Origin of the sequence: Amycolatopsis sp. NPDC005961, from assembly GCF_040629235.1 — a bacterium.
Taxonomy (GTDB): Bacteria; Actinomycetota; Actinomycetes; order Mycobacteriales; family Pseudonocardiaceae; genus Amycolatopsis; species Amycolatopsis camponoti.
On sequence record NZ_JBEXVF010000005.1, the window covers coordinates 168559 to 192505 of the forward strand.

The following is a 23947-nucleotide window of genomic DNA, read 5'->3' on the forward strand; positions in this document are numbered from 1 at the left end:
CATCCCGGGGGGCGTCCCCGATCCCAGCCTACTGGCGCCGGGGTGCAAAAAGGGGCCGCTCGGCGATCTGTGGACAACTGACCTCCTGTGGACAGAAAAGTTGACAAACTCATCACTCCGTCACCTCTGTGCACACCCGGCCACCTCGCAGCTTGACCATCTGTTCCGACAGTCCGGTCGTCGTTCGGCGGTGGGTGACCGTCGCCCTCCGCTCGCGTGTACCCACCACCCCGCCACCTCTGTGCACACCCGGCCACTTCACAGCTCGACCATCCGTTCCGACAGTCCGGCTGTCGTGGGTCGGTGGGTGACCGCCGTCGTTCGCTTGCATGCCCATCAGGCCGTCATCTCCGCGCACCCGGGCGTCGCGCAGGTCGCGACCCACCCCCGCTCCGAACGCCCGCGGGTCGATAGGCGGCCACCGTCCGCTCGCGTGCCCATCACGCCGCCACCTCCGAGCACACCCGGCCACCCCGCAGCTCGATCACCCGGTCCGCCAGCGAGACCATCGCCGGCCGGTGCGCGACCAGCACCGCAGTCCGCCCCGGCAACAACCGCCGCGTCGCCGACAGCACCGCCGCCTCCGTGCGGGAATCCAGCCGGGCGGTCGGCTCGTCCAGCAGCACCAGCCCGGCCGAAGTCCGCGCCAACGCCCGGGCCAGCCCCACCCGCTGCCGCTGGCCCGCCGACAGCACCTCACCCAGCTCGCCCACCGCAGTGGAGAACCCGCCAGGCAAGCCGGCAGCCACCGAGTCCAACGAAGCCGCCCGGGCTGCCGCCGAGAAGTCGGTCGATGTGCCCAGCGAGATGTTCGACGCCAACGATCCCCGGAACAGCGTCGGCCGCTGCGGGACCCAGGCCACGTCGGCCAGCCAGTCCGAAGGAGACAACGAACGCAGGTCCACGCCGTCCACGAGCACCCGCCCCGAAGATGGCGTCACGAACCCCAGCAAGACGGCCAGCACGGTGCTCTTCCCCGACCCGCTGGGCCCGGCCAGAGCCACCCGTGAACCGGCGGGCACCGAAAAGTCCACTTCGGACAGAGCGGGAACCCCGTCGTAGGAAACGGACACCCGCTCGAAGGCGACCGAAGGCGCACCTCGCCGTCGAGTGAAGACAGCCGAGCGCGACGAGACCACCGGCACCGCGAGCGCCTCCCGCAACGCCGTCAACCCCTCCGCCGCCGCGTGGAACTTCGCGCCCGCCGCCCGCAACGGCAGGTACGCCTCCGGCGCCAGGACCAACACCAGCAACGCCGTCCGCGCGTCGAGGCTGCCGGACAGCAGCCGGAACCCGATCGGGACCGCGACCAGGGCCACCGACATCGTCGCGACCAGCTCCAGCACCAGCGACGACAGGAACGCCACTCGCAGCGTCTTCACCGTCGCGTCGGCGTGGGCGGAAGCCATCGCCCGGACCGTCGACGCCTGCGCCGACGCCCGGCCGAACAGCCGAAGGGTCTCCAGCCCGCGGACGACGTCGAGGAAGTGCCCGCCCAGCTTCGTCAGCGACGACCACTGCCGCACCGTGCGCGCCGCCGTGTGCTTGCCGACCAGGATCGCGAACACCGGGATCAGCGGCAGCGTCGCCGTCACCACCAGCGCCGACACGACGTCCGTCGTGAACAGCCGCACGATCACCGCGATCGGCACCACCGCCGAGACGACCAGCGTCGGCAGGTACCCGGTCAGGTAGCTGTCCGTCGCGTCGACACCCCGCGTGATCTGCGTGGCGACGACGCCGGCGCGCTCGGACGCCGAGCCGAGCAGCCGGCGCCGCAGGCCGGCGCGGACCGTGGCCGCGAACCGTCCACCGAGGACGCCGTGACCCCAGGTCACCAAGACCCGCGAAGCGACAGCCACGACCAAGAAGACCGTCACGCCACCGCCGGTGAGCAGCGTGGCCAGCCCTTCGGCCTGGATCAGAACCAGGATCGCCGAGAGCACTCCGAGCACGGCCAGCACGACCAGGTACCGCCGGAGTCCGGGCAGAGCAGGCACCGAAACCCCCTAGAAGTGCAGCAGCGAGCGCTGGTCGAGGGGATGCCGGTGCGCGCGCCAGGTCAGCCACTGCACCACCAGGAGCACCACCACCGCCGGCACGGCGAACCAGGCCAGCACCGCGAACGTGCCGGACGCCGTCGCCGCCTCCTCGACGGTCAGCGTGGACGTCGGGGAAACCAGCACCGTCGGGAACCGCAGCGTGCCCGCGAGCAGCGCCGGGCAGGCCGACAGCACCATCGACGCGACGAGCGCCACCCGATGCCGCCGCGAAGCCAGCCCCAGCCGCGAAACGGCGAGGGCCAGGAACGCCAGCACGACCACGCCGACGCCGAGCGCGGTAACTCCGGAAAGGGTGAAGAACCCCCACCCCGTGGCGATCACGAGGAAAGCGAGCACCGGCGCCGAGAAGGCACGCGCCAGCCGCACCGCGCGGCCGGTCAGCTCCGCCGGCGCGCGCACCGCGAGGAACGTCGCCCCCTGCAAGCAGAACAACGCGACGAACCCGAGCCCCCACAGCGCCGCGTACGGGCTGAAGAACGCCAAGACGTCGTCGGTCGGTGGCAGGCCGAGCACCAGGTTGCCGAGGAACAGGCCCCACGACAGCGCGGTGACCAGCGCGCCGCCGACGATGCCCGCCGTCCAGGCGCCGCGCCGCGCGTCCGGGCGGCGGCTGCGCAGCTGCATCGACGCCGTGAACGTGACCAGGCCGAGCAGTAGCGTCACGACCAGCACGTACGCCCCGGCGAACACCTTGCCCTCCAGGTGCGGGAACGCGCCGAACAGCAGGCCGACCGCGGCCACCAGCCACACCTCGTTGGCCAGGAAGAACGGCCCGAGCGCGCCGAGCGTCTGCCGTCGCCGCCGCTCGTCGGCTTCGAACGCGGGCAGCAGCATGCCGACGCCGTAGTCGTAGCCGGCGAGTGCGAAGTAGCCGCAGGTCAGCAGGCCCAGCAGGCACCAGAAGAAGGTCGCCATCGCTCAGACTCCGCTCAGGACGGGCAGCTCGGCGGGCTCGTCCACCGGCTCCGGGCCGCGCTTGGCGACCCGCGCCATGAGCACCCAGTCGGCGACCGCGAGCGCGGCGAACAGCAGGGAAAAGGCGATGAAGGAGAAGAGGATCTGGCCGGCGGGGACGTCCGCGATCGCGTCCGCGGTGCGCAGCTTCCCCCAGACCAGCCACGGCTGACGGCCGAGCTCGCGCACCAGCCACCCCATGATCGCCGCGAGGAAGGGCAACGGGATCGCCGCGACCATCAGGTAGTGCAGGAACCGCGCCCGGGTGAGCCAGTTCCGGACCAGCAGCAGCGTGCCGAGGATCGCGCAGACGAACATGAGGAACCCGAGCCCGATCATCGCGCCCAGCGGCATGCCGACCACGCTCTCGTCCAGCTTGTCCGGCTGGTACATCTTCAGCTGGCCGAACTGCGCGAAGCCCTGGTTGACGACGAAGATCGAACCGACGAGCGCCGCGACGACGCCGATCCGCATCGAGCGGCGGAAGAACTCGACTTCGGTGGTGCGCTTGAGGAAGTGCCACGCGCTGACGCCGACGACGAAGAACCCGCCGGTCACCAGCGCGGCGCTGAGCACGTGCGGCAGCGACGCGGCCAGCGCCGGGTTCGAGAACAGCGCACCGAAGTCGTCGAGGTGCAGCGTGCCGCCCTCGAGCCGGCTGCCGACCGGGTTCTGCAGGAACGAGTTGGCCAGCATGATGAACAGCGCCGACGCGTACGCGGTCAGCGTGACCAGCCAGATCAGCGCCAGGTGCAGCCACTTGCCCATCCGCCCGAAGCCGAAGATCCACAGGCCGAGGAAGGTCGACTCGAGGAAGAACGCGACCAGCGTCTCGATGGCCAGTGGCGCGCCGAAGACGTCACCGGCGAAAGCGGACAGCCCGGTCCAGGTCAGCCCGAACTGGAACTCCATCACGATGCCGGTGACGATCCCCAGCGCGTAGTTGATGACGTAGAGGCGGCCCCAGAAGCGCGTCATCCGCAGCAGCTCGGGCTTGCCGCCGAGCGTCCAGCGCGTCTGCATCACGGCCACCAACGTGACCAACCCCAGTGTGAGCAGCACGAACAGGAAGTGGAACGAAGTCGTCGTCGCGAACTGGAGTCTCGCGACCGGGAGGGCGTTCATGTAGCCAGGCTACACATAGACTGGCTACATGTAGCAAGGCGACGTGTAGACTGCGTACTCATGAAGGCGGACACCCTGCGCGGCCACCTCGACGCGCTGCTGCTGGCCGTGCTCGACGGCCGGAAGCTCCACGGCTACGCGATCATCGAGGCGCTCCAGCTGCGCAGCGACGGCGCGCTCGACCTGCCCACCGGCACCGTCTACCCGGCGCTGCGCCGGCTCGAGCGGGCCGGCTGGCTGAGCAGCGAATGGGACGTCGTCTCCGGCCGCAAGCGCCGCACCTACCGCCTCACCCGCTCCGGCGAGCAGGCCCTGGCCGCCGAACGCACCGAGTGGCGGGAGTTCACCACGGTCATCGGGGGAGTGCTGGGCGCATGATCGACGAGTACCTGGGGGACCTCGACCAGCGGCTGCACGGCTGCGGCAGGTTCAAGGCCGACCTCCTCGAAGAGGCCCGCGACGGGCTGCACGACGCCGCCGACGCCTACCGCGCGGGCGGCTGGAGCGACGAGGACGCCGAGCGCCGCGCGGTCGCCGACTTCGGCCCGGCGGCCGTCGTCGCCCGCGACTACCAGGCCGAGCTCGGCATGCTCAGCGGCGTCCGGACGCTGTGGAAGCTCGTCATCGGCGTCCCGCTGATGCAGGCCTCCTGGGACTACGCCCGGATCCTCACCTTCGGCGAGTGGACGAAGCTGTCGACGCCCACGCCGGAGTGGTACAAGGTGATCGCCCACGCCACCCACGGCGCCGTCTTCGTGGTGCCGGTGATCGGCCTGATCGCCCTGCTCGGCACCCGCTGGCTCAGCCGCCGCCTCGACGCCGTCCGGCTCGCCCGGTTCTGCGGCGTCCTGATCGCGCTGGCCGTCGGCATCAACCTCGCCTCGGTCGGGCTGGTCATCGGCTCGACCGGCTTGGTCGACGTCTCGAGACTGTTCCTGAGCGTCCCGTGCGTCCTGTTGATGGTCGCGTGGGTGCTGCTTTCGCTCCGGCTCGTCGTGCTCGCGAGACGATCCTGGGGTGGGTATGCCACGATCGTCGCGTGACGACCGCGCTGATCTACCTCGTAGTCATGCTGCTGGTGGCCGCCGTGGTGTTCCTGCTCGCCGCCGTGGTCTTCGGCCGGGGTGAGGAGCTCGCCCCGCTGCCGCCGGGCAGCTCGCCGACGCGGCTGCCCGCCGAGGACATCACCGGCGAAGACCTGCGGGAGGTCCGCTTCCAGCAGGTCCTGCGCGGCTACAAGATGTCCGAAGTGGACTGGGTGATGCGACGCCTCGGCGTCGAGCTCGACGAGCTGCGCACCCGGGTCGCCGAGCTGGAGCAGCGCGAACACGAGCGGGAGAGCTCGCCCGAAGGCGCCCAGTGACGGACCTGATCCTGTCGGTCGACGTCCGCGCGCCGGCCGGGACGACCTGGCTCGCGCTGACGGACTGGACGCGCCAGGGCGAGTGGATGCTCGGCACCGAGGTCGAAGTCGTCGAGGGTAACGGCCGCAGCGTCGGGTCGCGGCTGTCGGCGTTCACCGGCGTCGCCGGGGTCGGCTTCACCGACACGATGGAGATCACCAGCTGGGAGCCGCCGGTGCGGTGCGGGGTCCGCCACCTCGGCAGCTTCGTGCAGGGCACGGGCGTGTTCCAGGTGGTGCCCAAGGGCGCGACGCACTCGACGTTCGTCTGGGCCGAGCACCTGCGGCTGCCGTTCGGGCCCTTGGGCCGGCTCGGCTGGCCGGTGGTGCGGCCGGCGTTCGCGCTGGGGGTGCGCCAGTCGCTGCGGCGGTTCGCGCGGTTCGCGGAGGACTATTCGGTGGGTGGGGATGAGTGAGCTTCTCGGCGCCGACGGCGTCGCGCGGTGCAGCTGGGGAAATTCGACCCCGGACTACGCGTCGTACCACGACGAAGAGTGGGGCACGCCGCTCCACGGGCAGGACGAGCTGTACGAGCGGCTGTGCCTCGAGTCGTTCCAGTCGGGGCTTTCGTGGATCACGATCCTGCGCAAGCGGGACGGCTTCCGGAAGGCGTTCAAGCAGTTCAAGCCGGCGAAGGTGGCCAAGTTCGGCGACGCCGACGTCGAGCGGCTGATGCAGGACGCGTCGATCGTGCGGAACCGGGCGAAGATCCTGGCCGCGATCAACAACGCTCGGGCGATCGCTTCCCTGGACACCCCGTTGGACGACCTGCTGTGGTCGTTCGCGCCCTCGTCACACAAGCGCCCGAAGACGATGGCGGACGTCCCGGCCATCACCGACGAGTCCAAGGCGATGGCCAAGGAGCTGAAGAAGCGCGGCTTCGTCTTCCTCGGCCCGACGACCTGCTACGCGCTGATGCAGGCCACCGGCATGGTCGACGACCACGTCAAGGGCTGCTTCCGGGCGGCCTGAGCCCGGAAGCGCCCCGACGTCTACTTGCCCTGGAAGTTCGGCTTGCGCTTGCCGACGAAGGCTTCGACGGCCTCGGTGTGGTCGGCGGTCGCGCCGAGCGCGGTCTGGGCGGCGTCCTCGGCGGCGAGCGCCTCGTCGAACGTCGACTGCGCGGCCAGGTTGAGCACGCCCTTGATCTTCGCGTAGGCCACGGTCGGCCCGTTCGCCAGCTTCGCCGCGATCTTCTGGGCGCGGGCGGGCAGTTCCTCGTCCGGCACGACCTCACCGACCAGGCCGAGCCGCAGCGCTTCGGCGGCGTCGACGGTCCGGGCCAGCAGCATCAGCTCGGCCGCGCGCCCGTAGCCGACCAGCCGCTGCAGTGTCCAGGACGCACCGGAGTCCGGGCCGAGCCCGACGTTGGCGAAGGCCATCAGGAACGACGACGACTCGGCGGCGATCCGCAGGTCACTGGCGTAGGCGAACGCCGCCCCGGCGCCCGCGGCGGTGCCGTTGATCGCCGCGATCACCGGCTTCTCCATCGACACGATCGCCTGGACGATCGGGTTGTAGTGCTCCTTCACCGTGTGTAGCGGGGCGGGGTCACCCGCCTGGAGCAGTCCCACGTGCTCCTTCAAATCCTGGCCGGCGCAGAACGCCTTGCCGGAACCGGTCAGCACGACCGCGCGGACGGCTGCATCGCCGGACGCCTCGCGCAGCGCCGCGAGCAGTGCTTCCTTCAGCTCGACGGTCAGCGAGTTGTACGCCTGCGGCCGGTTGAGCGTGAGGGTGCGCACCCCGTCGGCGTCGGCGGACAGCAGGACGTCGGATGTGGTCACGTCTTCTCCTTGCGCGGAAACATCGGTCGTCCGACAGTCTTCCACCCCGCGCGAGCCGCATACCAGCACCGATACGGCGGCAAAAGATCGGTCCGCTGATGCGCCCGGCCGCTGATGAGGGACAATGGACACCAGACCCGGCTGGCTTTCACGCGAGCGCGACCCGGGCGCGCCGGTTGAGACGGAGGGAGCACGCTATGGCGGCCATGAAGCCCCGGACCGGAGATGGTCCCCTCGAAGTGACTAAGGAGGGGCGGGGCCTCGTGATGCGCGTACCGCTCGAGGGCGGTGGGCGACTCGTCGTCGAACTTTCCGCGGAAGAAGCGAAGGACCTCGGCGCCGCTTTGGCGGAGGTCACCGGCTGAGCCGACCCCCTCGAACCGTCCTTCCGTCGCACCCCGGTCTCCCTTCGGAGGCCGGGGTCGCGGTTCCTCTGCGCCCGAAGGTTGCTCACTGTGCGTAATCCGCTACCCCCCGTTCCGACCAGTCTGCTCGACATCGAGGTGGCGGGCGACCTCCGTCGCGGCGCCCCGGTCGCCCGGCTGGTGACGGCCCCCGCCGACGACGTCGAGTCCGAGCCGCTGGAGATCGGCGGTGTCCGGATCACCGGCAAGGCGGGCGACGTGCAGACGGTCCCCGCCGGGGAGGCCCGCTGGATCGCGGGTCTGGGCAACGGCGAGCCGAAGCAATATCGGAAGGCGGGCGCGGCGCTGGTCCGCGCGGTGAACGCGGGCCTTGCGGACGACGTCGACCACGGCGGCAAGGCGTTCCGCGCGGTGCAGCTGGTGCTGCCGGAGGAGGCTTCCGGCGAGCACGTGACGGAGCTGGCGCTGGGGCTGCTGCTCGGGGGCTACAAGTTCAAGGTGACGGGCGAGGATGCTGCGCCGTCCGTCCGCACGGTGCGGCTGGTGGCGCACGACCGGGCGGTCCCCACTTTCACCGAGCTGGTCTCGCGGGCGTCGGTGCTGGCGGCGTCGACGGCGCTGACGCGCGACCTCGCGAACACGCCGTCCAACATCAAGACGCCGGCCTGGCTCGCGGACACGGCGGCCCGGGTGGCCGGCCCGCGCGTCGAGGTGGCGATCCGGGACGAGAAGTGGCTGACGGCGCAGGGCTTCGGCGGCGTCCTGGCGGTCGGCGGCGGGTCGTCGCGGCCGCCGCGGCTGATCGAGATGACGTACAGGCCGTCGGGGGCGGCGAAGCACCTGCTGCTGGTGGGCAAGGGCATCACGTTCGACACGGGCGGCCTGTCGATCAAGCCGGCCGACGGCATGCACCTGATGCGCACGGACATGGCGGGCGGCGCGGCGGTGATCGCGGCGATCCGCGGGATCGCGGCGCTCGAGCTGCCGGTCCGGGTGACGGCGCTGGTGCCGGCGGCGGAGAACCACGTGTCGGGATCGGCGTACCGGCCGGGCGACATCGTCCGCCACTACGGCGGCAAGACGACCGAGGTCGGCAACACGGACGCGGAGGGCCGCATGGTCCTGGCCGACGCGCTGGTCTACGGGATCCGCCGCTTCAACCCGGACCTGGTGGTGGACGCGGCCACGCTGACGGGCGCGATGAAGGTGTCCCTGGGGCTGCGCACGGGCGGCCTGTTCGCCACGGACTCCGCCCTGGCGGCTTCGGTGGTGGAGGCGGGCGCGCGCGTGGGCGAGGCGTGGTGGCGCATGCCGCTGACGGAGGACTACGCGGAGAACGTCCGCGGCGAGTTCGGCGACGTCCGCCAGACCCCGGCCGGCCCGGGAGGCATCACGGCGGCCCTGTTCTTGAGGGAGTTCACGGCGGGACTGCCGTGGGCGCACTTGGACATCGCGGGACCGGCGCGGTCGGAGAAGAACTACGACGACGTGGTCCCGGGGGCGACGGGTTTCGCGGCGCGGACTTTGGTGGAGCTGGCGGCTTCGCTGGCCTGAGCCCGGCTTCGCGCGGCTGAGCTGGGTCGCGGGTCTGAGCCCGGTTTGGTGCGGCTGAGCTGGGGATCCACAGGTGCCTTCGACCCGGGTGCCGATCGCGGAGCGGTTGCGGGTGCCCATGATCAGGTCGCTTTCCCGGTGCCCGGGCACCGCCCGGTCGGTGGCTGCGGCCGCCGTTGATCCGCCGCACGCGCGGCCGGATTCTGGATTCGACACCGGCCGGGCCCAGCTCGCCGCGATCACCCGCAGCGAGACCCTGGGCTCGCGGACCCGTCAGCGATCCCGGATCCGTTCATCCAGGCTCAAGAACTGCGACGACACCTCCACCAGCACCCCCGGTGCCGCCTTTCGCGGTCCGGTAATCGACCCCGACCCGCCGCGCCGCTTCCCTGCTGCCTGTTCCCGCTTCCACCAGGCTGAAGTGGCCACGCTGATCAGGGCCCCGCGACAGCCGGCCCGGGGCACGATCTCGATCCCGTCTGCGCACGAAGCAACTCCTGAAGCCTCAGGGGTTGCCCCCACCCCTGGAAACCGCCGATGGGTGGGGGCCGGCCTCAGCGCTCGGCCGCCGTCGTCAGGACGTGGTCGCGGAAGCCGGTGACTGCCGGGGTCATCGGCTCGTCGGCCCGCCACACCAGCCCGATCGTCCGGTACGGCCGCGGCTCCAAGCGCACCTCGGCCACCCCGGCCGGCGTCCCCGGACCGAACCGCGGCAGCAGCGCCACCCCGAGCCCCGCCGCCACCAGTCCCCGGACCGTGTCCGACTCCTGGCCCTCGAACGCGATCCGCGGGGTGAAGCCCGCCGCCGCGCACAGCTCGTCGGTCAGGGTTCGCACGCCGTATCCCGGCTCCAGCAGCACGAACTCCTCGTCGGCCAGCTCCGCCACCCGCACCGAAGCCCGGCCCGCCAGGTGGTGGCCCGCCGGGACCGACAGCAGGATCTCCTCGTCCACCAAGCCCGCCGTGGCCAGCGAAGCCGCCGCGGGCAGCGGTGCCAGCAGGGCCAGGTCCAGCTCGCCGCCCACCAGACGGTCGACCATCTCCTGCCGCGAGCCCTGGACCAGCGTGAACCGCACTCCCGGGTACCGCGCCCGGTGCCCGCGCAGCAGCGACGGCACCAGCGACCGCCCGAGCAGGTGCAGGAACCCCAGCACGACGTGCCCCGACTCCGGCGCCACCTCTTCACGCGCCAGCCGGACGCCCGTATCCACCGCCGCCAACCCGCGTTCGGCCGCCTCGGCCAGCAGTTCCGCCGCGCGCGTGAGACGGATGCCGCGGCCGTCCGGAACCGTCAGCGGCGCTCCCAGCGCGTCGGCCAGCGCCGCGAGCCGTCGGCTCACCGTCGGCTGCGGCACGCCCAGCAGCTCCGCCGCGCGTGTGACGTTCCTCGTCTCGCGCAGCGCGGCGAGCAGCGGCAGGTGCGGCGCCACCTGCGCCGTCAGCGAGTCATACGTCATCGCATCAATCATGCCAGTTCGGCGCATTGGACGTATTGGTTAGCGCTGCTTACTTTCAGGTCGTGACTTCCACGCGCCGAGTCAAGACCGCCGTCGCCGCGGCCGGGATCTCCTCCTTCGCCCTGCTCTACGCGCCGCAGCCGGTGCTGCCCCAGCTCGCCGCGCAGTACCACCTCGACCCCGGCGGCGCGGCGCTCGCGGTCAGCGTCGCGACCGGCGCGCTCGCCATCGCCGTCCTGCCGATCGCCGCGCTGTCCGAGGTGATCGGCCGGCGCCCGGTGATCCTCACTTCGGTGATCGCGTCCGTCGTCTTCGGCCTGCTGCTGCCGCTGATGCCGACGTACCCCGCGCTGCTCGTCCTGCGCGCGCTCCAGGGCGTCGCCATCGCGGGCTTCCCCGGCGTCGCGGCGGCCTACCTTGCCGAACGCCTCGGCCGCGCGGGCGTCGCCGCCGCGGTCGGCGCGATGATCGCGGGCAACACGATCGGCGGCATGCTCGGCCGGCTGGCCAGCGGGTTCACCGCCGGGCCGCTCGGCTGGCGCGGCGCACTGTTCGTCGTCGCGGGCGTGGGCGCGATCTGCTCGGCGATCACGGTCGTGACGCTGCCGCCGGGGACGCGCCCACGCGGCGACGCCCAGCTTCGCGCGGTCGCCCGGGGGCTCGTCACGGCGTTGAGCAAGCGGGTGCTGCTCGCCCAGTACGCGGTCGCGCTGCTCGCGATGGGCTCGTTCGTCGCGCTGTACAACGCGGCCGGGTTCCGGCTGACCGGCCACCCGCTGGACCTGTCGCCGGCGATCGCGTCGCTGGTCTTTCTCGCCTACGCGACGGGATCGGTGTCGTCGGCCGCGGCGGGAAGGCTGGTGGCACGCGTCGGCCGGCGCCGCGCGTTGATCGGCGCGCTGCTGCTGACGGCGGTGGGTGCGGCGCTGACCCTGCCGAACTCACTACCGCTGGTCATCGCCGGTTTCCTGGTGCTGACCTGCGCGTTCTTCGCGGCGCACGCGGTGGCGAACGGCTGGGCGGCGGCCGACGCCCCCGAGAACGCCCGCGGCCAGGTGGGCGGCATGTACACGGCGACGTACTACCTGGGCAGCAGCGTCGGCGGCGCGGCGGGAGCGTGGGTCTACGGGCACGCGGGCTGGCCGTGGCTGATCGCCCTGGTGACGGTGTGGCTCCTGCTGGCGGCAGCGGCGGTCGGCGCCTGGACAGCCCCCGCCCGTCCCTGGGGGGCGTCCCCGTTCCAGTCTATCGGCGGGGGCCGACACAACCGGCCGGAAGCGGCGAGTTGTCCACAGTCCGGCGGACCTGTGGACAAGTACTCAGATCGCCGCCGCGACCAGCAGTCCGCCGCCCACCGGTAGTAACGCCGGGACCAGGCGTTCGTCCTCCCGGAAGGCCCGGGCCACCTCGCGCAGCGCCAGCGTCTCCGGATCACGGTGGGACGGGTCGATCACGCGGCCGCCGGCCAGCACGTTGTGGAACGCGATGATCCCGCCGCGCCGCAACAAGGACACGCCCAGCTCGTAGCAGCCGGGGTACTCGATGTGCGCCGAGTCGACGAACACCAGGTCGTAGCCGCCCGGGGTGAGCCGCTGGAGCACGTCCAGCGCGCGTCCGACGATCAAGCGCGTGCGGCCCGGTGCGAAGCCGGCCTCGCGGAACGTCGCGCGCGCCGCTCGCTGGTACTCCGGCTCGACGTCGATCGAGGTCAGGATGCCGTCGGGGGCCATGCCGCGCAGCAGGCTCAGCCCGCTCACCCCGGCGCCCGTGCCGACCTCGACGACGGCCTTCGCGCACAGCGTCGCGGCCAGGAAACGCAAGGTCGCGCCCGCGCCCGCGCTCAGCGAGCTGCAGCCCAGGTCATCGGCCCGTGCGCGCGCCGAAGACAGCACCTCGTCGTCGGGCAGGTACCCGTCGACGAACCCGGAGTCGGCCGGTGCGGCCGCGGGGGTGGGCGTGTTCACGCACGGAGGTTAGCGTTGGTTGTCGATAAATCCGCGCAGGCTCCCTGGTAAGCACCCCGGAAGAAGTTCTCAGCCTGCTCTCAGTCCAGTCTCACTAGAACCATAAGGAGTCCGGACAGACTGAAATCCGAGGCCACGGGGAACACCGTGGCGACAGCCCGCGTTGGGTGGAGCAGACAGGAGAACACAGATGGAGGTGCCTGCTCCCGCGATGCAGAACGCCGTTGCCGATGACGACGCCGACGCGGCTCAGCCCGTGTCCCTGGACGAGGCGGTCTGGACGCCGCCGTCCTGGGACGAGGTCGTCCGAGAGCACAGTGACCGGGTCTACCGGCTCGCCTACCGCCTGACCGGCAACACGCACGACGCCGAGGACCTCACCCAGGAGACCTTCATCCGGGTCTTCCGGTCGCTGGCGTCCTACAAGCCCGGCACGTTCGAGGGCTGGCTGCACCGCATCACCACCAACCTCTTCCTCGACATGGCCCGCCGCCGCTCGCGCGTGCGGATGGAAGGCCTGCCGGACGACACCGACCGCATCGTCGGCGACGACCCGAGCCCCGAGCAGGTCTTCTCCGACACGCACCTGGACCCGGACCTGCAGGCCGCGCTCGACGAGCTGCCGCCTGAGTTCCGCGCCGCCGTGGTGCTGTGTGACGTCGAGGGGCTCTCGTACGAGGAGATCGGTGCGACGCTCGGTGTAAAGCTGGGCACTGTCCGCAGCCGGATCCACCGCGGGCGCCAGGCGCTGCGCGCGTCGCTCGAGCGCCGGCGCGCTCACGACCGCGAGTCTGCGAAGGTGTCGGTATGACCGCTCCCCGAGGCTGGGCACTCCCCGAGTCGCACTTGCTGCCGGACGCCGTGGTGGCGTTCGTCGACGGGGAACTGTCGCACGGCGCCCGCGATCGCGCGGCGTCGCACATCACGCGCTGCGCCGGGTGCGCCGCCGAGGTGCGCGCCCAGCGCCAGACGGTCGACGCGATCCGCCGCGCGGGTGCGCCGTCGATGTCGGCGGGGTTCCTGGCGAGCCTGCAGTCGATCCCGGAGCACACGGACGTCCCGAGCGCCCCGGACAACCTGGCCATCACGGCCGACGGTCAGCTGGTCGCGGTCCAGCGCCCGGACCGGGTCGCCGGGCTGCGGGACACGGGCGTCCTGGGCGGTGTGTCGCCGTTGGGATCAGCGGCCCCGCTGGGCCAGTCCCCGAACGTCCTGGGCGGCGGCCGGCTGAAGCGCCGCGCGGCACAGGGAGCCGGAGTGGTGGTGTCCGGGCTGGTGCTGAGCGCGCTGGCGCTGGTGGGGACGACCGCGGACAGCGGTGACGGAACCCCGGAAACCGGGGGCGGAGCGCCGCAGCAGGCGAACCTGCTGCCGGCCCAGATGGCGGTGCCGCAGCCGGTGGCGGTCCCGACGTCGACTCCGGTGAGTTCGCCGGCCGCGGTGCCGGCGGGCATCCGCTGAGACTTGTTTCCCGCGAAGGCCGCCCCGAGGAATTCCTCGTGGCGGCCTTCGCCATGTCCTGGGCTGCTCGGCCGAAGCGATCAGGGAGTGCGGGCCCTGGAGCGGAGAGCGGCTCCGGCGGCGGCTTTTGCACGTCCGAGGGTGGATGGCGCTCCCGAAGTACGGTCCCCAGCCCGGGGCAAGCCCCCATCAGGCCCCGGAAAGCAGCCCCCGCCCGTCCCAGGGGGGCGACCCCGAGTCCAGTCTATCGCCGCCCACTGACGGAAAGCCCTGATCAGCGGCTGAGCCGTCCGCTTGTCCCCAATGCCCGCCCCCTGGGGACAAGCCGCCCAAGCAACAGCCATTTCACTGACGTACCGGCAGACTCGGAGCACTGGGCTTGGGTATCGTCACGCCCAGCCACCTGATCTTCTGCACCGGGGAATGATGACCGAGCCGAACGAGAATCCCGAGCAGCCCGGCGCGCGTGATGCCGACCGGCTGGGTCCGCGGCCGCTCGCGCGGCCCGCCGTCGATCCGGCTCAGGCCGCCGTCTTCGGCAGGCCGAGTGGGGTCGACGGGGCGTTCGACCAGCTCTACTCCCCGCAGAAATCCAACGGTGTCCGGCTCGCGCCGCCCGCTCCCGAATCGCTCGCCGAGGCCTTCCGGCGGCCGCCCGGGGCTGAGGGCGTGCTGCTCGAACGGCCGCGCGAGGCCACCGGGGAACCCAAGGAACAAGACCCGCCCCTCTGGCACAGCACCAGCGATCCCTGGCGCGATCCGGGCGCCGGTGCCGTTCTCGCCGGGCCCGCGATGCCGGCCGAAGACGAGGAAAAGCCCGCCCAGCGCCCGCCCGGTGCCCTGCTCAGCCTGCCCGAGGTGCTCTTCGGCCGGCGCGTCCAGCCCAAGGCACTCGGCCTGCTCGGCGTCGTCGCGCTGCTCGTCGGGGCCGTCGGGGGACTCGTCGGCTGGTGGGTCGCCGACACCGGGAGCGAGCTCACCGGCTCCGCCACCATCTCCGAAGCCGAGGCCGCCAAGGAGCGTCCCGCCGGCTCGGTCGCCGAGATCGCCAAGCGCGTCGCACCCGCCGTCGTCTCGCTCGAGGTCTACAAGCCCGGGGCCGACTCCGGTGAGCAGGGCTCCGGCGTCATGATCGACCCGCAGGGCTACATCCTCACCAACGAGCACGTCATCTCGTCCGCGAGCGCCGACCAGGGCGTCAAGATCACCGCCATCTTCATCGACGGCACCCGCACCGAAGCCAAGCTCGTCGGCTCCGATCAGAAGACCGACCTCGCCGTCGTCAAGGTCAACGTCACCAACCCGACCGTCCTGCAGATCGGCAAGTCGTCGGACCTGCAGGTCGGCGACACCGTGATGGCCATCGGCTCGCCGCTCGCGCTGCAGAACTCCGTGACCGCCGGCATCGTCAGCGCCCTCAACCGCCCGATCACCGCGGGCGGCGACAACGGCGCGCCGCCGGTCACCTACGAAGCCATCCAGACCGACGCCGCCATCAACCACGGCAACTCGGGCGGCGCGCTCGTCGACGCCACCGGCGCGCTCGTCGGGATCAACTCCTCGATCCGCTCCTCCGGCGCCGACGGCGGCAGCATCGGCATCGGGTTCGCGATCCCCAGCGACTACGCGGTCAAGATCGCGAAAGCGCTGATCAAGGACGGCAAGGTCCAGCACGCCGACATCGGCATCAACGCCTCGTCGACCGTCGCCGGCTCGTCGACCATGGGCGCCCAGGTGAAGAACGTCGCGCCCGGCGGGCCGGCCGCGAACGCCGGCATCAAGGAGGGCGACGTCATCACGAAGATCGGCGGCCGCCTGGTCCGGGACTCGGCCGAGATGACGGTCGCGGTGCGCGCCCACGACGTCGGCCAGGTCGTCCCGGTGCAGCTGGTCCGGGACGGCGCGAGCTTCGTCGTCGACGTAACCCTGGCTTCCGACTGAGTTCCCGCGTTCGGCCTGCCGGAGCGCGGGCCGGGGCGGGTACCCTGGGCGGGTAGGTTCCGAGCGGAGGTAGACGGTGTTCGACAGTGTCGGATGGGGGGAAATCCTCGTCCTCATCATCGCCGGTCTTTTCATCCTCGGCCCGGAACGGCTTCCCGAAGCGGCGTCCTGGATGGCGAAGAGCGTGAAGAAGGTCCGCGACTTCGCGACCGGTGCGCGGGAACAGCTCCGCGAGGAGATGGGCCCGGAGTTCGACCAGCTGCGCAAACCCTTGGAAGACCTGCGCGGGCTGCGCAACTTCGACCCGAAGCGGGTGGTGACGCAGCACCTGTTCGACGGCGACGCGGACCCGCTCGGCCTCAAGGGCATCACGAACGGCAGCCCGAACCTGGGCGGTACCAACGGGACCAACGGGACGAATGGCTCGAACGGCTACACGGCCCAGGCGAAGCAGCCGGAGCCGCTCAAGCCGGGGGAGCGCCCGCCGATCGACCCGGACGCCACGTAGGCGTCGCAGTTATCCCCAGCCCTGCCGCAATGTGGACAATTCGGCTGCTGCTCGGCCATTCAGAGCTTATTGTCTGCCGGCCCCGATAAAATTGGTGCGGGGCCGGACCCCCGGAGAGGGCGGGGGCTGTTTTTGGGTGGGGGCTGCGGCCGTCGCCCGTGAACAGGAGACGGGCTGGGTGCCACGTCGTCCGGTCCACTGTGGACCTACTAAGCACGAACGCCCGTTTGCGCACCGTTTCCGGGGATTTCCCTAGTCCCGGGTCGCGAACCCCGGCCGAGTGATCGTTTCCTCCTACGTTCGAAGTGGGGGCGGCTGTCCGCCGCTCGCAAACGAAGGGGAGAGAGATGAAATTCAGATCGCTGGGCTGTGTGCTGCTCGCCGTCGGCCTGCTGGGATCGGGGCAGCAGGCGACCGCCGCCACGCAAGCCGCCGCCTGCACCTGGAAGCCCACCGCTCTCGGCGCGGGCACCTCCGTCAGCGCGCAGGTGACCGCCACCGACGACAAGGGGAACTTCGCCGGCTGGACACTGCCGACCGACGAGTTCGGCGAGACCCGCCGCGCCGCTTCCTGGACCGGCGGTGCCTTCACCGACCTCGGCACGGCGGGGACCGCCGGTGCCGCCGTGACCGCCGAGAACCGCTCGGGCGCCGTCGCCGGGACCGCGACCTACTCGCTCTTCGGGTCCGGCTTCCTCTTCCAGAAGGCCTTCAAGAGCTCCGGCGGCACCCTCGTGCAGCTGCCGTTCCCGACGTCGAGCCAGCTGCCCGCGGGCTACACGCTCTCGAGCGCCCTCGGCATCACCGACTCCGGCGACGTCATCGGCGTCGTGCGCAAGCAGAACGGCTCGGGCACGACCCCGGTCCGCTGGCCCGCCGCCCAGCCGGGCACCGTGACGCTGCTGACCGGCCTGCCGTCGGGCCTGGTCGCGGTCGACGCCGATGGCTCGATCGTGCTGAACAGCGGGGACATCTGGCGCGACGGGACGCTGACCCACCTGGGCACCCTGCCGGGCCTCGAGTACGCGTGGCCCGAGGCCATCAAGAACGGCCGCGTTGTCGGCTACGGCGTCTACAACGGCAAGAAGGTCGGCGTCTACTGGGACCAGCAGCACGCGGCCCACGTCCTGCCGAAGTCCAGCTACAACCTGTCCAACGGCAACCCGGGCTTCACGATCAACGCGAACGGCCTGATCACCGGCCGGATCGACGAAGCGAACGGCGGCAACGACGCGGCCGGCACCGGCTACGGCGTCTGGGACCAGGGCACCTTCGTCTCGAAGTTCGGTGACCTCAAGGCCGACCTGCCCGTCGTCATCGGCGACGACGGCACCGCGGGCGGCTTCCGCTACGACTCCGCCACGCAGCACTCCACCGCGTACGTCTGGCGCTGCTCCTAGGACGGCTCAGCGGCCGGCCGGGGTGACGTTCAGCATCATCCCGGCCAGGCCGCGCGCCCGGACCGTCAGCTTCTTCGCCGTCTCCTTGAGCACCACCGACGCCGGCGCGTCCGGCGCGGACAGCACCAGCGGCGTCCCCGCGTCGCCCTGCTCGCGCAGGCGCGGGTCCAGCGGCACCTGGCCCAGCAGCGGCACCTCGGAGCCGATCGACTTCGTCAGCGACTCGGCCACCGCCTGCCCGCCGCCCGAGCCGAAGATCTCCAGGCGGGAGCCGTCTTCCTGCTCCAGCCACGACATGTTCTCGATGACGCCCGCGACGCGCTGACGCGTTTGCAGCGCGATCGCGCCGGCCCGCTCGGCCACCTCGGCCGCGGCCTGCTGCGGGGTCGTGACGACCAGGATCTCCGCGTTCGGGATCAGCTGGGCCACCGAGATCGCGATGTCGCCGGTGCCCGGCGGCAGGTCCAGCAGCAGGATGTCGAGGTCGCCCCAGAAGACGTCCGCCAGGAACTGCTGCAGCGCGCGGTGCAGCATCGGCCCGCGCCACACCACCGGCGTGTTGCCCGGGGTGAACATGCCGATCGAGATCACCTTCACGCCGTGCGCCTGCGGCGGCATGATCATCGTGTCGACCTTGGTCGGCTTCTCGCGCGTGCCCAGCATGCGGGGGATCGAGTGGCCGTAGATGTCCGCGTCCACGACGCCGACCGACAACCCGCGGGATGCCATCGCCGCGGCCAGGTTCACCGTGACCGACGACTTGCCGACGCCGCCCTTGCCCGACGCGACGCAGTACACCCGCGTCATCGAGCCCGGCTGCGCGAACGGGATGACCGGCTCCGCGGCGTCCCCGCGCAGCGACTTCCGCAGCTCGGAGCGCTGTTCGTCACTCATGACGTCCAGCTCGACCTGCACGTCGACCACGCCCGGGAGCTTCGCGACGGCCTCGCGGGTGTCGTTGGTCAGCGTCGCCTTCAGCGGGCAGCCGGCCACCGTCAGGTAGATCCCGACGGTGACGACACCGTCTTCGCCGACGACGACGTCCTTCACCATCCCCAGGTCCGTGATGGGTTTGTGGATCTCGGGATCTTGCACGCTCTTCAGCGCGCTGCGGACGTCGTCGACGCTGGGGAGCTGCTGAGTGCTGGTCACCCCGTCGATGTTACGACCCGGTAGGAGTGCGGTTGGGCTTGGCCTTCCGGGGCTGGACGTCGAGGTCCTCCCGTAGCCGGTCCAGCTCGCTGCGCAGGTAGTCCCGCGTCGCCACCTCGCCGACCGCCAGCCGCAGCGCCGCCAGCTCCCGGGCCAGGTACTCCGTGTCGGCCTTCGTCTGAAGCGCCCGGTTCCGGTCCTCCTCCAGCGAGACGCGGTCGCGGTCGTCCTGGCGGTTCTGCGCGAGCAGGATCAGCGGCGCCGCGTACGCCGCCTGCGTCGAAAAGGCCAGGTTGAGCAGGATGAACGGGTACGGGTCCCACTGCAGCGACACCGCGGTGAGGTTCAGCACGATCCAGATGAACACCAGCAGCGTCTGCCAGAAGAGGTACTTCCCGGTGCCGAGGAACCGCGCGATCCGCTCGGTGAAGCGGCCGAAGGTGTCGGGGTCGATGTTCAGCTTGAACCGGCTCTGGCTGCGCGGCTGGTCCAGCCGCCGTCGGGACGTCGGTTCAGGCACGGTCGGCCTCCAGGTGCTCGCCGGTCTCGCCGGTGGTGTCGTGCAGGCCGGTCTCGCGCCAGTCCTCGGGCAGCAGGTGGTCGAGGACGTCGTCCACGGTGACCGCGCCGAGCAGGTGGTCTTCGGTGTCGACGACCGGCCCGCAGGTCAGGTTGTAGGCCGCGAAGTAGCGCGTGACCTCGGGCAGGGTCGCGTTCGGCCGCAGGGCCGCCAGCCCGGTGTCTACGGCGCTGGCCACGAGCTCCGCCGGCGGCTCGCGCAGCAGCCGCTGGAAGTGCACGACGCCGACGAAGCGCCCGGTCGGCGTCGCGGTCGGCGGCCGGCAGACGAACACCATGCTGGCCAGTGCGGGCGGCAGCTCGGCGTTGCGGATGTGGGCCAGCGCCTCGGCGATCGTGGTGTCGGGCGTCAGCACCACCGGCTCGGGCGTCATCAGGCCGCCCGCGGTGTCGGACGAGTAGGCCAGCAGCCGCCGGACCGGCGCGGACTCCTCCGGCTCCATCAGCTCCAGCAGCCGGCTCTGCTCCGCGGGAGCGAGCTCGGCGAGCAGGTCGGCCGCGTCGTCCGGGTTCATCGCCTCGAGGATGTCGGCCGCGCGCTCCTCGGCGAGGTAGGACAGCAGTTCCTTCTGGTCGTCGTCCGGCAGCTCTTCCAGGACGTCGGCGAGCCGCTCGTCGTCCATCGCGTCGGCGACCTCGTGACGGCGCTTGAGCGGCAGGTCGCGGACGGTCGCGGCCACGTCGACCGAGCGCATGGTGTCGAACAGCATGAGCAGCTGGCCCGCGCCCTGCGGCTGCTTCGCCAGGTCGGCCAGGCCCAGGCCGGCGACCTCCTCCCAGCGCAGCACCTGCATCGCCGACCGGCGGCGCCCCAGCCCGACGCGCCGCTCGCGGATGGCGAGCTTCGCCAGCACCCAGTCGCGGGTGCGGGTCGGCTCCATCGCGGCGTCGACGACGGTGATCCGCGTGTCCGACCCGGCCAGCGTCGCGTGCGCGTCGAGCAGCTGGCCGAGCACCAGGACCTCGTTGGGGCGCTGGTTGAACTGGCGCATGTTGACCGAGCCGGTGGCGAGCGTGACGGCGCTCGGCTCGATGGAGGTGACGCGCAGCATCGGCACGAAGACCCGCCGCCGCGTGGTCAGCTCGACGACCACGCCGAGGATCCGCGGCGGCTGCGCGTCCAGGCGCAGGCCGGCGACGAGGTCGCGGACCCGGCCGATGGACTCGCCGTCGGGGCCGAAGACCGGCAAACCCGACAGCTGAGCTGCGAAAACCCTGTTGACCGCGGCCATGCCGCCGACCCTATCGGCTGGCTGCCCAGGGAGCGATTTCCGCCACGGTGACGAACGCCGGGTCGTCGCTGTCCTCGCCGGTGTCCGCGAACTCCTCCGCCATCCAGATCCAGTTCTGGACGGCTCGCACGAGTGTCCACGCGCGGGCTTTCTCGGCGTCCAGCTCCTGCGAAGCGACGATCATGGCGAATCGTTCGTCCAGTGTGGACTCCGTGAAGCGGTTCCAGAACAACGGGATCACGCCCCACTCGAGGTCACCCGCCAGGGGTTTCGGGTCGATGACGAGCCACGGCTCGCGCGTACCGGCCAGCACGTTCTGGAAGTGCAGGTCCTCGTTCACCAGCAGCTCACGCGCCGACGGCCCGAGTTCGCGGCAGATCGCGACGGCGTCGTCGACGAGCCGCCGCTCGAACGGTTCGCCGAGCGCGGCCCACCGCCGGGGAAGCTCCTCGGCGAGCCTTCCGGCTTCGGTGCGCAGGTTCCGGCGCAACGACGGCGGCGCGGGGACGGCGAGGCGCCGCGCCAGCGAGCCGAGCAGCGGGACGGCCTCGCGCAGCGGGAGGTCGTCGAGGGTGCTTGCGGCGTCGAGCCGCTCCAGCAGCAGGACGCCGTCCTCCGGCGCGGACTCCAGCAGCAGCACCGCACCCCGGCCGGCCCATGTGGACAGTGCGAGCGGCTCGTCGGCGGACTCTTCGTCGCGCCAGCCCAGTTTCAGCGCCACCGGCGTGCCGTCGGCGAGCCGGGCGGGCTGCACCACGCCGACGTAGCCGTGCATCGCCTCGCCCTCGAACGTCAGCCCCCACTCGCGCGCGTACCCGGCGGCGAGGTCCGGCAAGGCCGCGAGCCACGGGACGGCCTCCGGGCCGAGCACCCGGGGCGCCCGGCCGGCGAACAGCGGTGGCACGCGGAGATCGTTCACCACCCCAGTCTGGTGGGCCCGTCCAGCGCGTTTCGCCCTGGTCGAGACGGGCGTACGCTGGGTTTTCAGGGGAAAACGCAACCCCGGGAGCAGCCATGGTGGTGGAGATCCTCAGCGCCGTAGTCGTCGCGGGCGGAGCCTGGCTCGCGGCCGGCGTGCGCGTCGTCAAGCAGTACGAACGGGGCCTCGTCTTCCGGTTCGGCCGGGTGCGGTCCCGCGTGTCGGAGCCCGGCCTGACGCTGCTGGTGCCGTTCGTGGACCGGATGCAGAAGGTCAACATGCAGATCGTGACCCTGCCGGTGCCCGCCCAGGACGGCATCACCCGGGACAACGTCACCGTCCGGGTCGACGCGGTCGTCTACTTCAAGGTCATCGACCCGGTCGTCGCGGCGGTCAACGTCCAGGACTACCGGTCGGCGGTCGGCCAGGTCGCGCAGACGTCACTGCGCTCGATCATCGGCAAGAGCGACCTCGACGACCTGCTCTCCAACCGCGAACGCCTCAACGAGGGGCTGGAGCTGATGATCGACAGCCCGGCGCTGGACTGGGGCATCCACATCGACCGCGTCGAGATCAAGGACGTCGCGCTGCCGGAGGCGATGAAGCGCTCGATGTCGCGGCAGGCCGAGGCGGAGCGGGAACGGCGCGCGCGCGTCATCTCCGCCGACGGTGAGCTGCAGGCGTCGTACAAGCTCTCGCAGGCCGCGGCGCAGATGGCCGACACCCCGGCGGCGCTGCAGCTGCGGCTGCTGGAGACCGTCGTGCAGGTGTCGTCGGAGAAGAACTCGACGCTGGTGCTGCCGTTCCCGGTGGAGCTGCTGAGGTTCCTCGACGCGCAGACGCCGAGGCCCGCGGCGCCCGCCGCACCCGAGCCGGCTCCCGCGGCTCCGGAGCCGGAGCTCGAACTCGGGGAAGCCAAGCCGGAGGAGAACGGTCACGTGACGCCGTCACCGCGCAGCCCCGGCGACGCGGTGCAGCCCGCCGACTAGCTCAGCTGGCCGTTCGCGGCCAGGATGATGAGGGTCGTGAAGAAGCCCACGTACAGCGCGATCACGACGTAGCCGACGATCACGGCGGCCGTGGCCAGGCCGCGGCCGCCCGCTTCGCCGCGGTTCGTCCTGCTCAGCGCGATGTGGCCCATGACCAGCCCGGCGATCGCGGTGATGCCGGAGCAGAAGCCGAGGATCGAGCAGACCAGCGCCCCGATCGCCAGCGCGTTGTCCGGCCGGGGCGCGACGGGGACGTACGGCGGCTGGACGTAGGGCGCCGGGCCGCCGTACGGCTGGCCGTAGGCCGGCGGGTACGGCTGCTGGTGGTACGGGTGGGCGTACGACGGTTGCGGCTGGCCGGGCGCGACGTAGGGCGTGCCGGGGATGTGCGCGGCGGGAGCCTCGAACGCGCCGGGCGGCAGCTCACCGGGCTGCTCCGGGGCGGGCTGCTCGGAGGTGCCTTGCTCGGGGGCGGGGACGTCGGCGATCGTGCTGTCGGCCGACGGCGGGTCGTAGTTCTCCGGTGCGTACGGCGCGGGCTCCGCGGTGGGCGGCGGGTCGTACGACGCGGTCGGATCGGCCGGACGGTCCTTGTCCCCGGACGGGTCGGTCATGGCGGGTCCCCTCGGTGCGTTCAGGACTTCAACCTAGCCGGTCAGCGGAAGTGCCCGTGCGCGACGCCGAACCGGAAGAGGAGCACGAGCGCGACGGCGTTCAGTGCGATCCCGAGGTAGCCCACGACGAACGCGGCGATCGCGAGGCCTCGCCCGGTCGCTTCGCCGCGCTTGGCCCGGGCGTGGGCGACGTGGCCCATGGCGACGCCCGCGATACCCGCCGGCAAGCACACGAAGCTGCCGGCGATCGAGCAGAGCAGCGCCCCGGCCGCGAGACCCGGACCCGGTTCCTCGCCGGGGTCCGGCGTGGAACCGCCGGCCGGGGACCGCCTGCCGAAGGGGTCGTCCGGGTCGTACGGGTGGCTCAAGATCGGCTTCCTCCCCCGGGGGACTTTACGGCGCGGATCGTGAGCGCCCTCATAGCAGGGTTGCGGCTTTCGGGTCATACTCCCCGGTAACCCAGCGCCGCGAGCCGGCGTCG

At 71.7% G+C, this 23947-nt stretch carries 26 protein-coding genes and 1 pseudogene; 14 read left to right on the forward strand and 13 right to left on the reverse strand.

The window, feature by feature from the left end:
• Nucleotides 1-440 precede the first annotated feature (440 nt).
• Genes cydD through ABZ342_RS06945 form a run of 3 tightly spaced genes read right to left on the reverse strand, consistent with a single transcriptional unit; the run spans nucleotide 441 to nucleotide 4142 of the window.
• Nucleotides 441-2000: a thiol reductant ABC exporter subunit CydD gene (cydD, locus tag ABZ342_RS06935; protein WP_360469609.1), complete on the reverse strand. Its 1560-nt coding sequence runs from the start codon at nucleotides 1998-2000 to the stop codon at nucleotides 441-443.
• Between the two features lie 9 nt (nucleotides 2001-2009).
• Nucleotides 2010-2978 (reverse strand): cytochrome d ubiquinol oxidase subunit II, encoded by a 969-nt coding sequence (locus tag ABZ342_RS06940; RefSeq protein WP_360469611.1) that lies wholly within the window; start codon nucleotides 2976-2978, stop codon nucleotides 2010-2012.
• Between the two features lie 3 nt (nucleotides 2979-2981).
• Nucleotides 2982-4142, reverse strand: a complete 1161-nt coding sequence (locus tag ABZ342_RS06945) for a cytochrome ubiquinol oxidase subunit I (protein ID WP_360469614.1) — start codon at nucleotides 4140-4142, stop codon at nucleotides 2982-2984.
• A 60-nt stretch (nucleotides 4143-4202) separates the two neighbouring features.
• Here ABZ342_RS06945 and ABZ342_RS06950 point away from each other — a divergent pair, with 60 nt between their 5' ends.
• The 5 genes from ABZ342_RS06950 to ABZ342_RS06970 are packed head-to-tail and all read left to right on the forward strand — an operon-like array spanning nucleotide 4203 to nucleotide 6516.
• Complete coding sequence (locus ABZ342_RS06950; protein ID WP_155549185.1) at nucleotides 4203-4520, forward strand: helix-turn-helix transcriptional regulator; 318 nt, start codon at nucleotides 4203-4205, stop codon at nucleotides 4518-4520.
• On the forward strand, nucleotides 4517-5185 hold the full coding sequence (locus ABZ342_RS06955) for a permease prefix domain 1-containing protein (RefSeq protein WP_155549186.1): 669 nt from the start codon (nucleotides 4517-4519) through the stop codon (nucleotides 5183-5185). Before ABZ342_RS06950 ends, ABZ342_RS06955 begins: the two co-directional genes overlap by 4 nt.
• Complete coding sequence (locus ABZ342_RS06960; protein ID WP_155549187.1) at nucleotides 5182-5505, forward strand: DivIVA domain-containing protein; 324 nt, start codon at nucleotides 5182-5184, stop codon at nucleotides 5503-5505. The genes ABZ342_RS06955 and ABZ342_RS06960 overlap by 4 nt, the downstream gene beginning before the upstream one ends.
• A complete protein-coding gene (locus ABZ342_RS06965) occupies nucleotides 5502-5960 on the forward strand; it encodes an SRPBCC family protein (protein WP_155549188.1) in 459 nt (152 codons plus the stop codon). The genes ABZ342_RS06960 and ABZ342_RS06965 overlap by 4 nt, the downstream gene beginning before the upstream one ends.
• Nucleotides 5953-6516 (forward strand): DNA-3-methyladenine glycosylase I, encoded by a 564-nt coding sequence (locus tag ABZ342_RS06970; RefSeq protein ID WP_360469618.1) that lies wholly within the window; start codon nucleotides 5953-5955, stop codon nucleotides 6514-6516. The genes ABZ342_RS06965 and ABZ342_RS06970 overlap by 8 nt, the downstream gene beginning before the upstream one ends.
• A gap of 20 nt (nucleotides 6517-6536) precedes the next feature.
• On the opposite strand, the gene ABZ342_RS06975 is transcribed toward ABZ342_RS06970, so the two are convergent.
• Nucleotides 6537-7331: an enoyl-CoA hydratase-related protein gene (locus tag ABZ342_RS06975; protein WP_360469621.1), complete on the reverse strand. Its 795-nt coding sequence runs from the start codon at nucleotides 7329-7331 to the stop codon at nucleotides 6537-6539.
• A 197-nt stretch (nucleotides 7332-7528) separates the two neighbouring features.
• Between ABZ342_RS06975 and ABZ342_RS06980 the strand changes: the two genes are divergently transcribed.
• Both ABZ342_RS06980 and ABZ342_RS06985 read left to right on the forward strand, forming a co-directional pair.
• Nucleotides 7529-7696, forward strand: coding sequence for a DUF3117 domain-containing protein (locus tag ABZ342_RS06980; protein WP_013222969.1), 168 nt, complete (start codon nucleotides 7529-7531; stop codon nucleotides 7694-7696).
• 90 nt (nucleotides 7697-7786) lie between these two features.
• Complete coding sequence (locus ABZ342_RS06985; RefSeq protein WP_360469624.1) at nucleotides 7787-9250, forward strand: leucyl aminopeptidase; 1464 nt, start codon at nucleotides 7787-7789, stop codon at nucleotides 9248-9250.
• 72 nt (nucleotides 9251-9322) lie between these two features.
• Here the strand turns inward: ABZ342_RS06985 and ABZ342_RS06990 are convergent.
• Nucleotides 9323-9435 (reverse strand): annotated as a pseudogene (locus ABZ342_RS06990) (IS30 family transposase); the annotation flags it as partial.
• A 369-nt stretch (nucleotides 9436-9804) separates the two neighbouring features.
• Nucleotides 9805-10707: a LysR family transcriptional regulator gene (locus ABZ342_RS06995; RefSeq protein ID WP_360469626.1), complete on the reverse strand. Its 903-nt coding sequence runs from the start codon at nucleotides 10705-10707 to the stop codon at nucleotides 9805-9807.
• A gap of 62 nt (nucleotides 10708-10769) precedes the next feature.
• Between ABZ342_RS06995 and ABZ342_RS07000 the strand changes: the two genes are divergently transcribed.
• Nucleotides 10770-12068: an MFS transporter gene (locus ABZ342_RS07000; protein WP_360469629.1), complete on the forward strand. Its 1299-nt coding sequence runs from the start codon at nucleotides 10770-10772 to the stop codon at nucleotides 12066-12068.
• Here the strand turns inward: ABZ342_RS07000 and ABZ342_RS07005 are convergent.
• Nucleotides 12027-12671: an O-methyltransferase gene (locus tag ABZ342_RS07005; protein ID WP_360469632.1), complete on the reverse strand. Its 645-nt coding sequence runs from the start codon at nucleotides 12669-12671 to the stop codon at nucleotides 12027-12029. The two genes, ABZ342_RS07000 and ABZ342_RS07005, sit on opposite strands and share 42 nt — an antisense overlap.
• Before the next feature lie 211 nt (nucleotides 12672-12882).
• On the opposite strand from ABZ342_RS07005, the gene sigE reads away from it, so the two are divergent.
• The 5 genes from sigE (at nucleotide 12883) to ABZ342_RS07030 (ending at nucleotide 17981) form a co-directional block, all read left to right on the forward strand.
• Nucleotides 12883-13482 (forward strand): RNA polymerase sigma factor SigE, encoded by a 600-nt coding sequence (gene sigE / locus ABZ342_RS07010; protein ID WP_196425933.1) that lies wholly within the window; start codon nucleotides 12883-12885, stop codon nucleotides 13480-13482.
• Nucleotides 13479-14132, forward strand: a complete 654-nt coding sequence (locus ABZ342_RS07015) for a zf-HC2 domain-containing protein (protein WP_360469635.1) — start codon at nucleotides 13479-13481, stop codon at nucleotides 14130-14132. Before sigE ends, ABZ342_RS07015 begins: the two co-directional genes overlap by 4 nt.
• Before the next feature lie 423 nt (nucleotides 14133-14555).
• Nucleotides 14556-16073 (forward strand): trypsin-like peptidase domain-containing protein, encoded by a 1518-nt coding sequence (locus ABZ342_RS07020; protein WP_360469638.1) that lies wholly within the window; start codon nucleotides 14556-14558, stop codon nucleotides 16071-16073.
• Nucleotides 16074-16149: 76 nt separating this feature from the next.
• Nucleotides 16150-16581: a Sec-independent protein translocase protein TatB gene (tatB, locus tag ABZ342_RS07025; protein WP_155549197.1), complete on the forward strand. Its 432-nt coding sequence runs from the start codon at nucleotides 16150-16152 to the stop codon at nucleotides 16579-16581.
• 347 nt (nucleotides 16582-16928) lie between these two features.
• Nucleotides 16929-17981 carry a hypothetical protein gene (locus ABZ342_RS07030; RefSeq protein WP_360469642.1) on the forward strand — a complete coding sequence of 351 codons (1053 nt, stop codon included), beginning with the start codon at nucleotides 16929-16931 and terminating at the stop codon, nucleotides 17979-17981.
• A gap of 6 nt (nucleotides 17982-17987) precedes the next feature.
• Here ABZ342_RS07030 and ABZ342_RS07035 read toward each other — a convergent pair whose 3' ends face one another.
• Genes ABZ342_RS07035 through ABZ342_RS07050 form a run of 4 tightly spaced genes read right to left on the reverse strand, consistent with a single transcriptional unit; the run spans nucleotide 17988 to nucleotide 21866 of the window.
• Nucleotides 17988-19133 carry a P-loop NTPase gene (locus ABZ342_RS07035; RefSeq protein ID WP_360469645.1) on the reverse strand — a complete coding sequence of 382 codons (1146 nt, stop codon included), beginning with the start codon at nucleotides 19131-19133 and terminating at the stop codon, nucleotides 17988-17990.
• A 10-nt stretch (nucleotides 19134-19143) separates the two neighbouring features.
• Nucleotides 19144-19653 carry a DUF1003 domain-containing protein gene (locus ABZ342_RS07040; RefSeq protein WP_155549200.1) on the reverse strand — a complete coding sequence of 170 codons (510 nt, stop codon included), beginning with the start codon at nucleotides 19651-19653 and terminating at the stop codon, nucleotides 19144-19146.
• Nucleotides 19646-20944: a CBS domain-containing protein gene (locus tag ABZ342_RS07045; RefSeq protein ID WP_155549201.1), complete on the reverse strand. Its 1299-nt coding sequence runs from the start codon at nucleotides 20942-20944 to the stop codon at nucleotides 19646-19648. The genes ABZ342_RS07040 and ABZ342_RS07045 overlap by 8 nt, the downstream gene beginning before the upstream one ends.
• Before the next feature lie 10 nt (nucleotides 20945-20954).
• Entirely contained in the window at nucleotides 20955-21866 is a 912-nt protein-coding gene (locus ABZ342_RS07050; protein WP_360469648.1) for an aminoglycoside phosphotransferase family protein, read from the reverse strand.
• Between the two features lie 92 nt (nucleotides 21867-21958).
• Here ABZ342_RS07050 and ABZ342_RS07055 point away from each other — a divergent pair, with 92 nt between their 5' ends.
• On the forward strand, nucleotides 21959-22852 hold the full coding sequence (locus ABZ342_RS07055; protein WP_155549203.1) for a slipin family protein: 894 nt from the start codon (nucleotides 21959-21961) through the stop codon (nucleotides 22850-22852).
• Here the strand turns inward: ABZ342_RS07055 and ABZ342_RS07060 are convergent.
• Both ABZ342_RS07060 and ABZ342_RS07065 read right to left on the reverse strand, forming a co-directional pair.
• Nucleotides 22849-23466 (reverse strand): DUF4190 domain-containing protein, encoded by a 618-nt coding sequence (locus ABZ342_RS07060; RefSeq protein ID WP_360469651.1) that lies wholly within the window; start codon nucleotides 23464-23466, stop codon nucleotides 22849-22851. The genes ABZ342_RS07055 and ABZ342_RS07060 overlap by 4 nt on opposite strands.
• Nucleotides 23467-23507: 41 nt before the next feature.
• A complete protein-coding gene (locus ABZ342_RS07065; RefSeq protein ID WP_360469654.1) occupies nucleotides 23508-23834 on the reverse strand; it encodes a DUF4190 domain-containing protein in 327 nt (108 codons plus the stop codon).
• Nucleotides 23835-23947 lie beyond the last annotated feature (113 nt).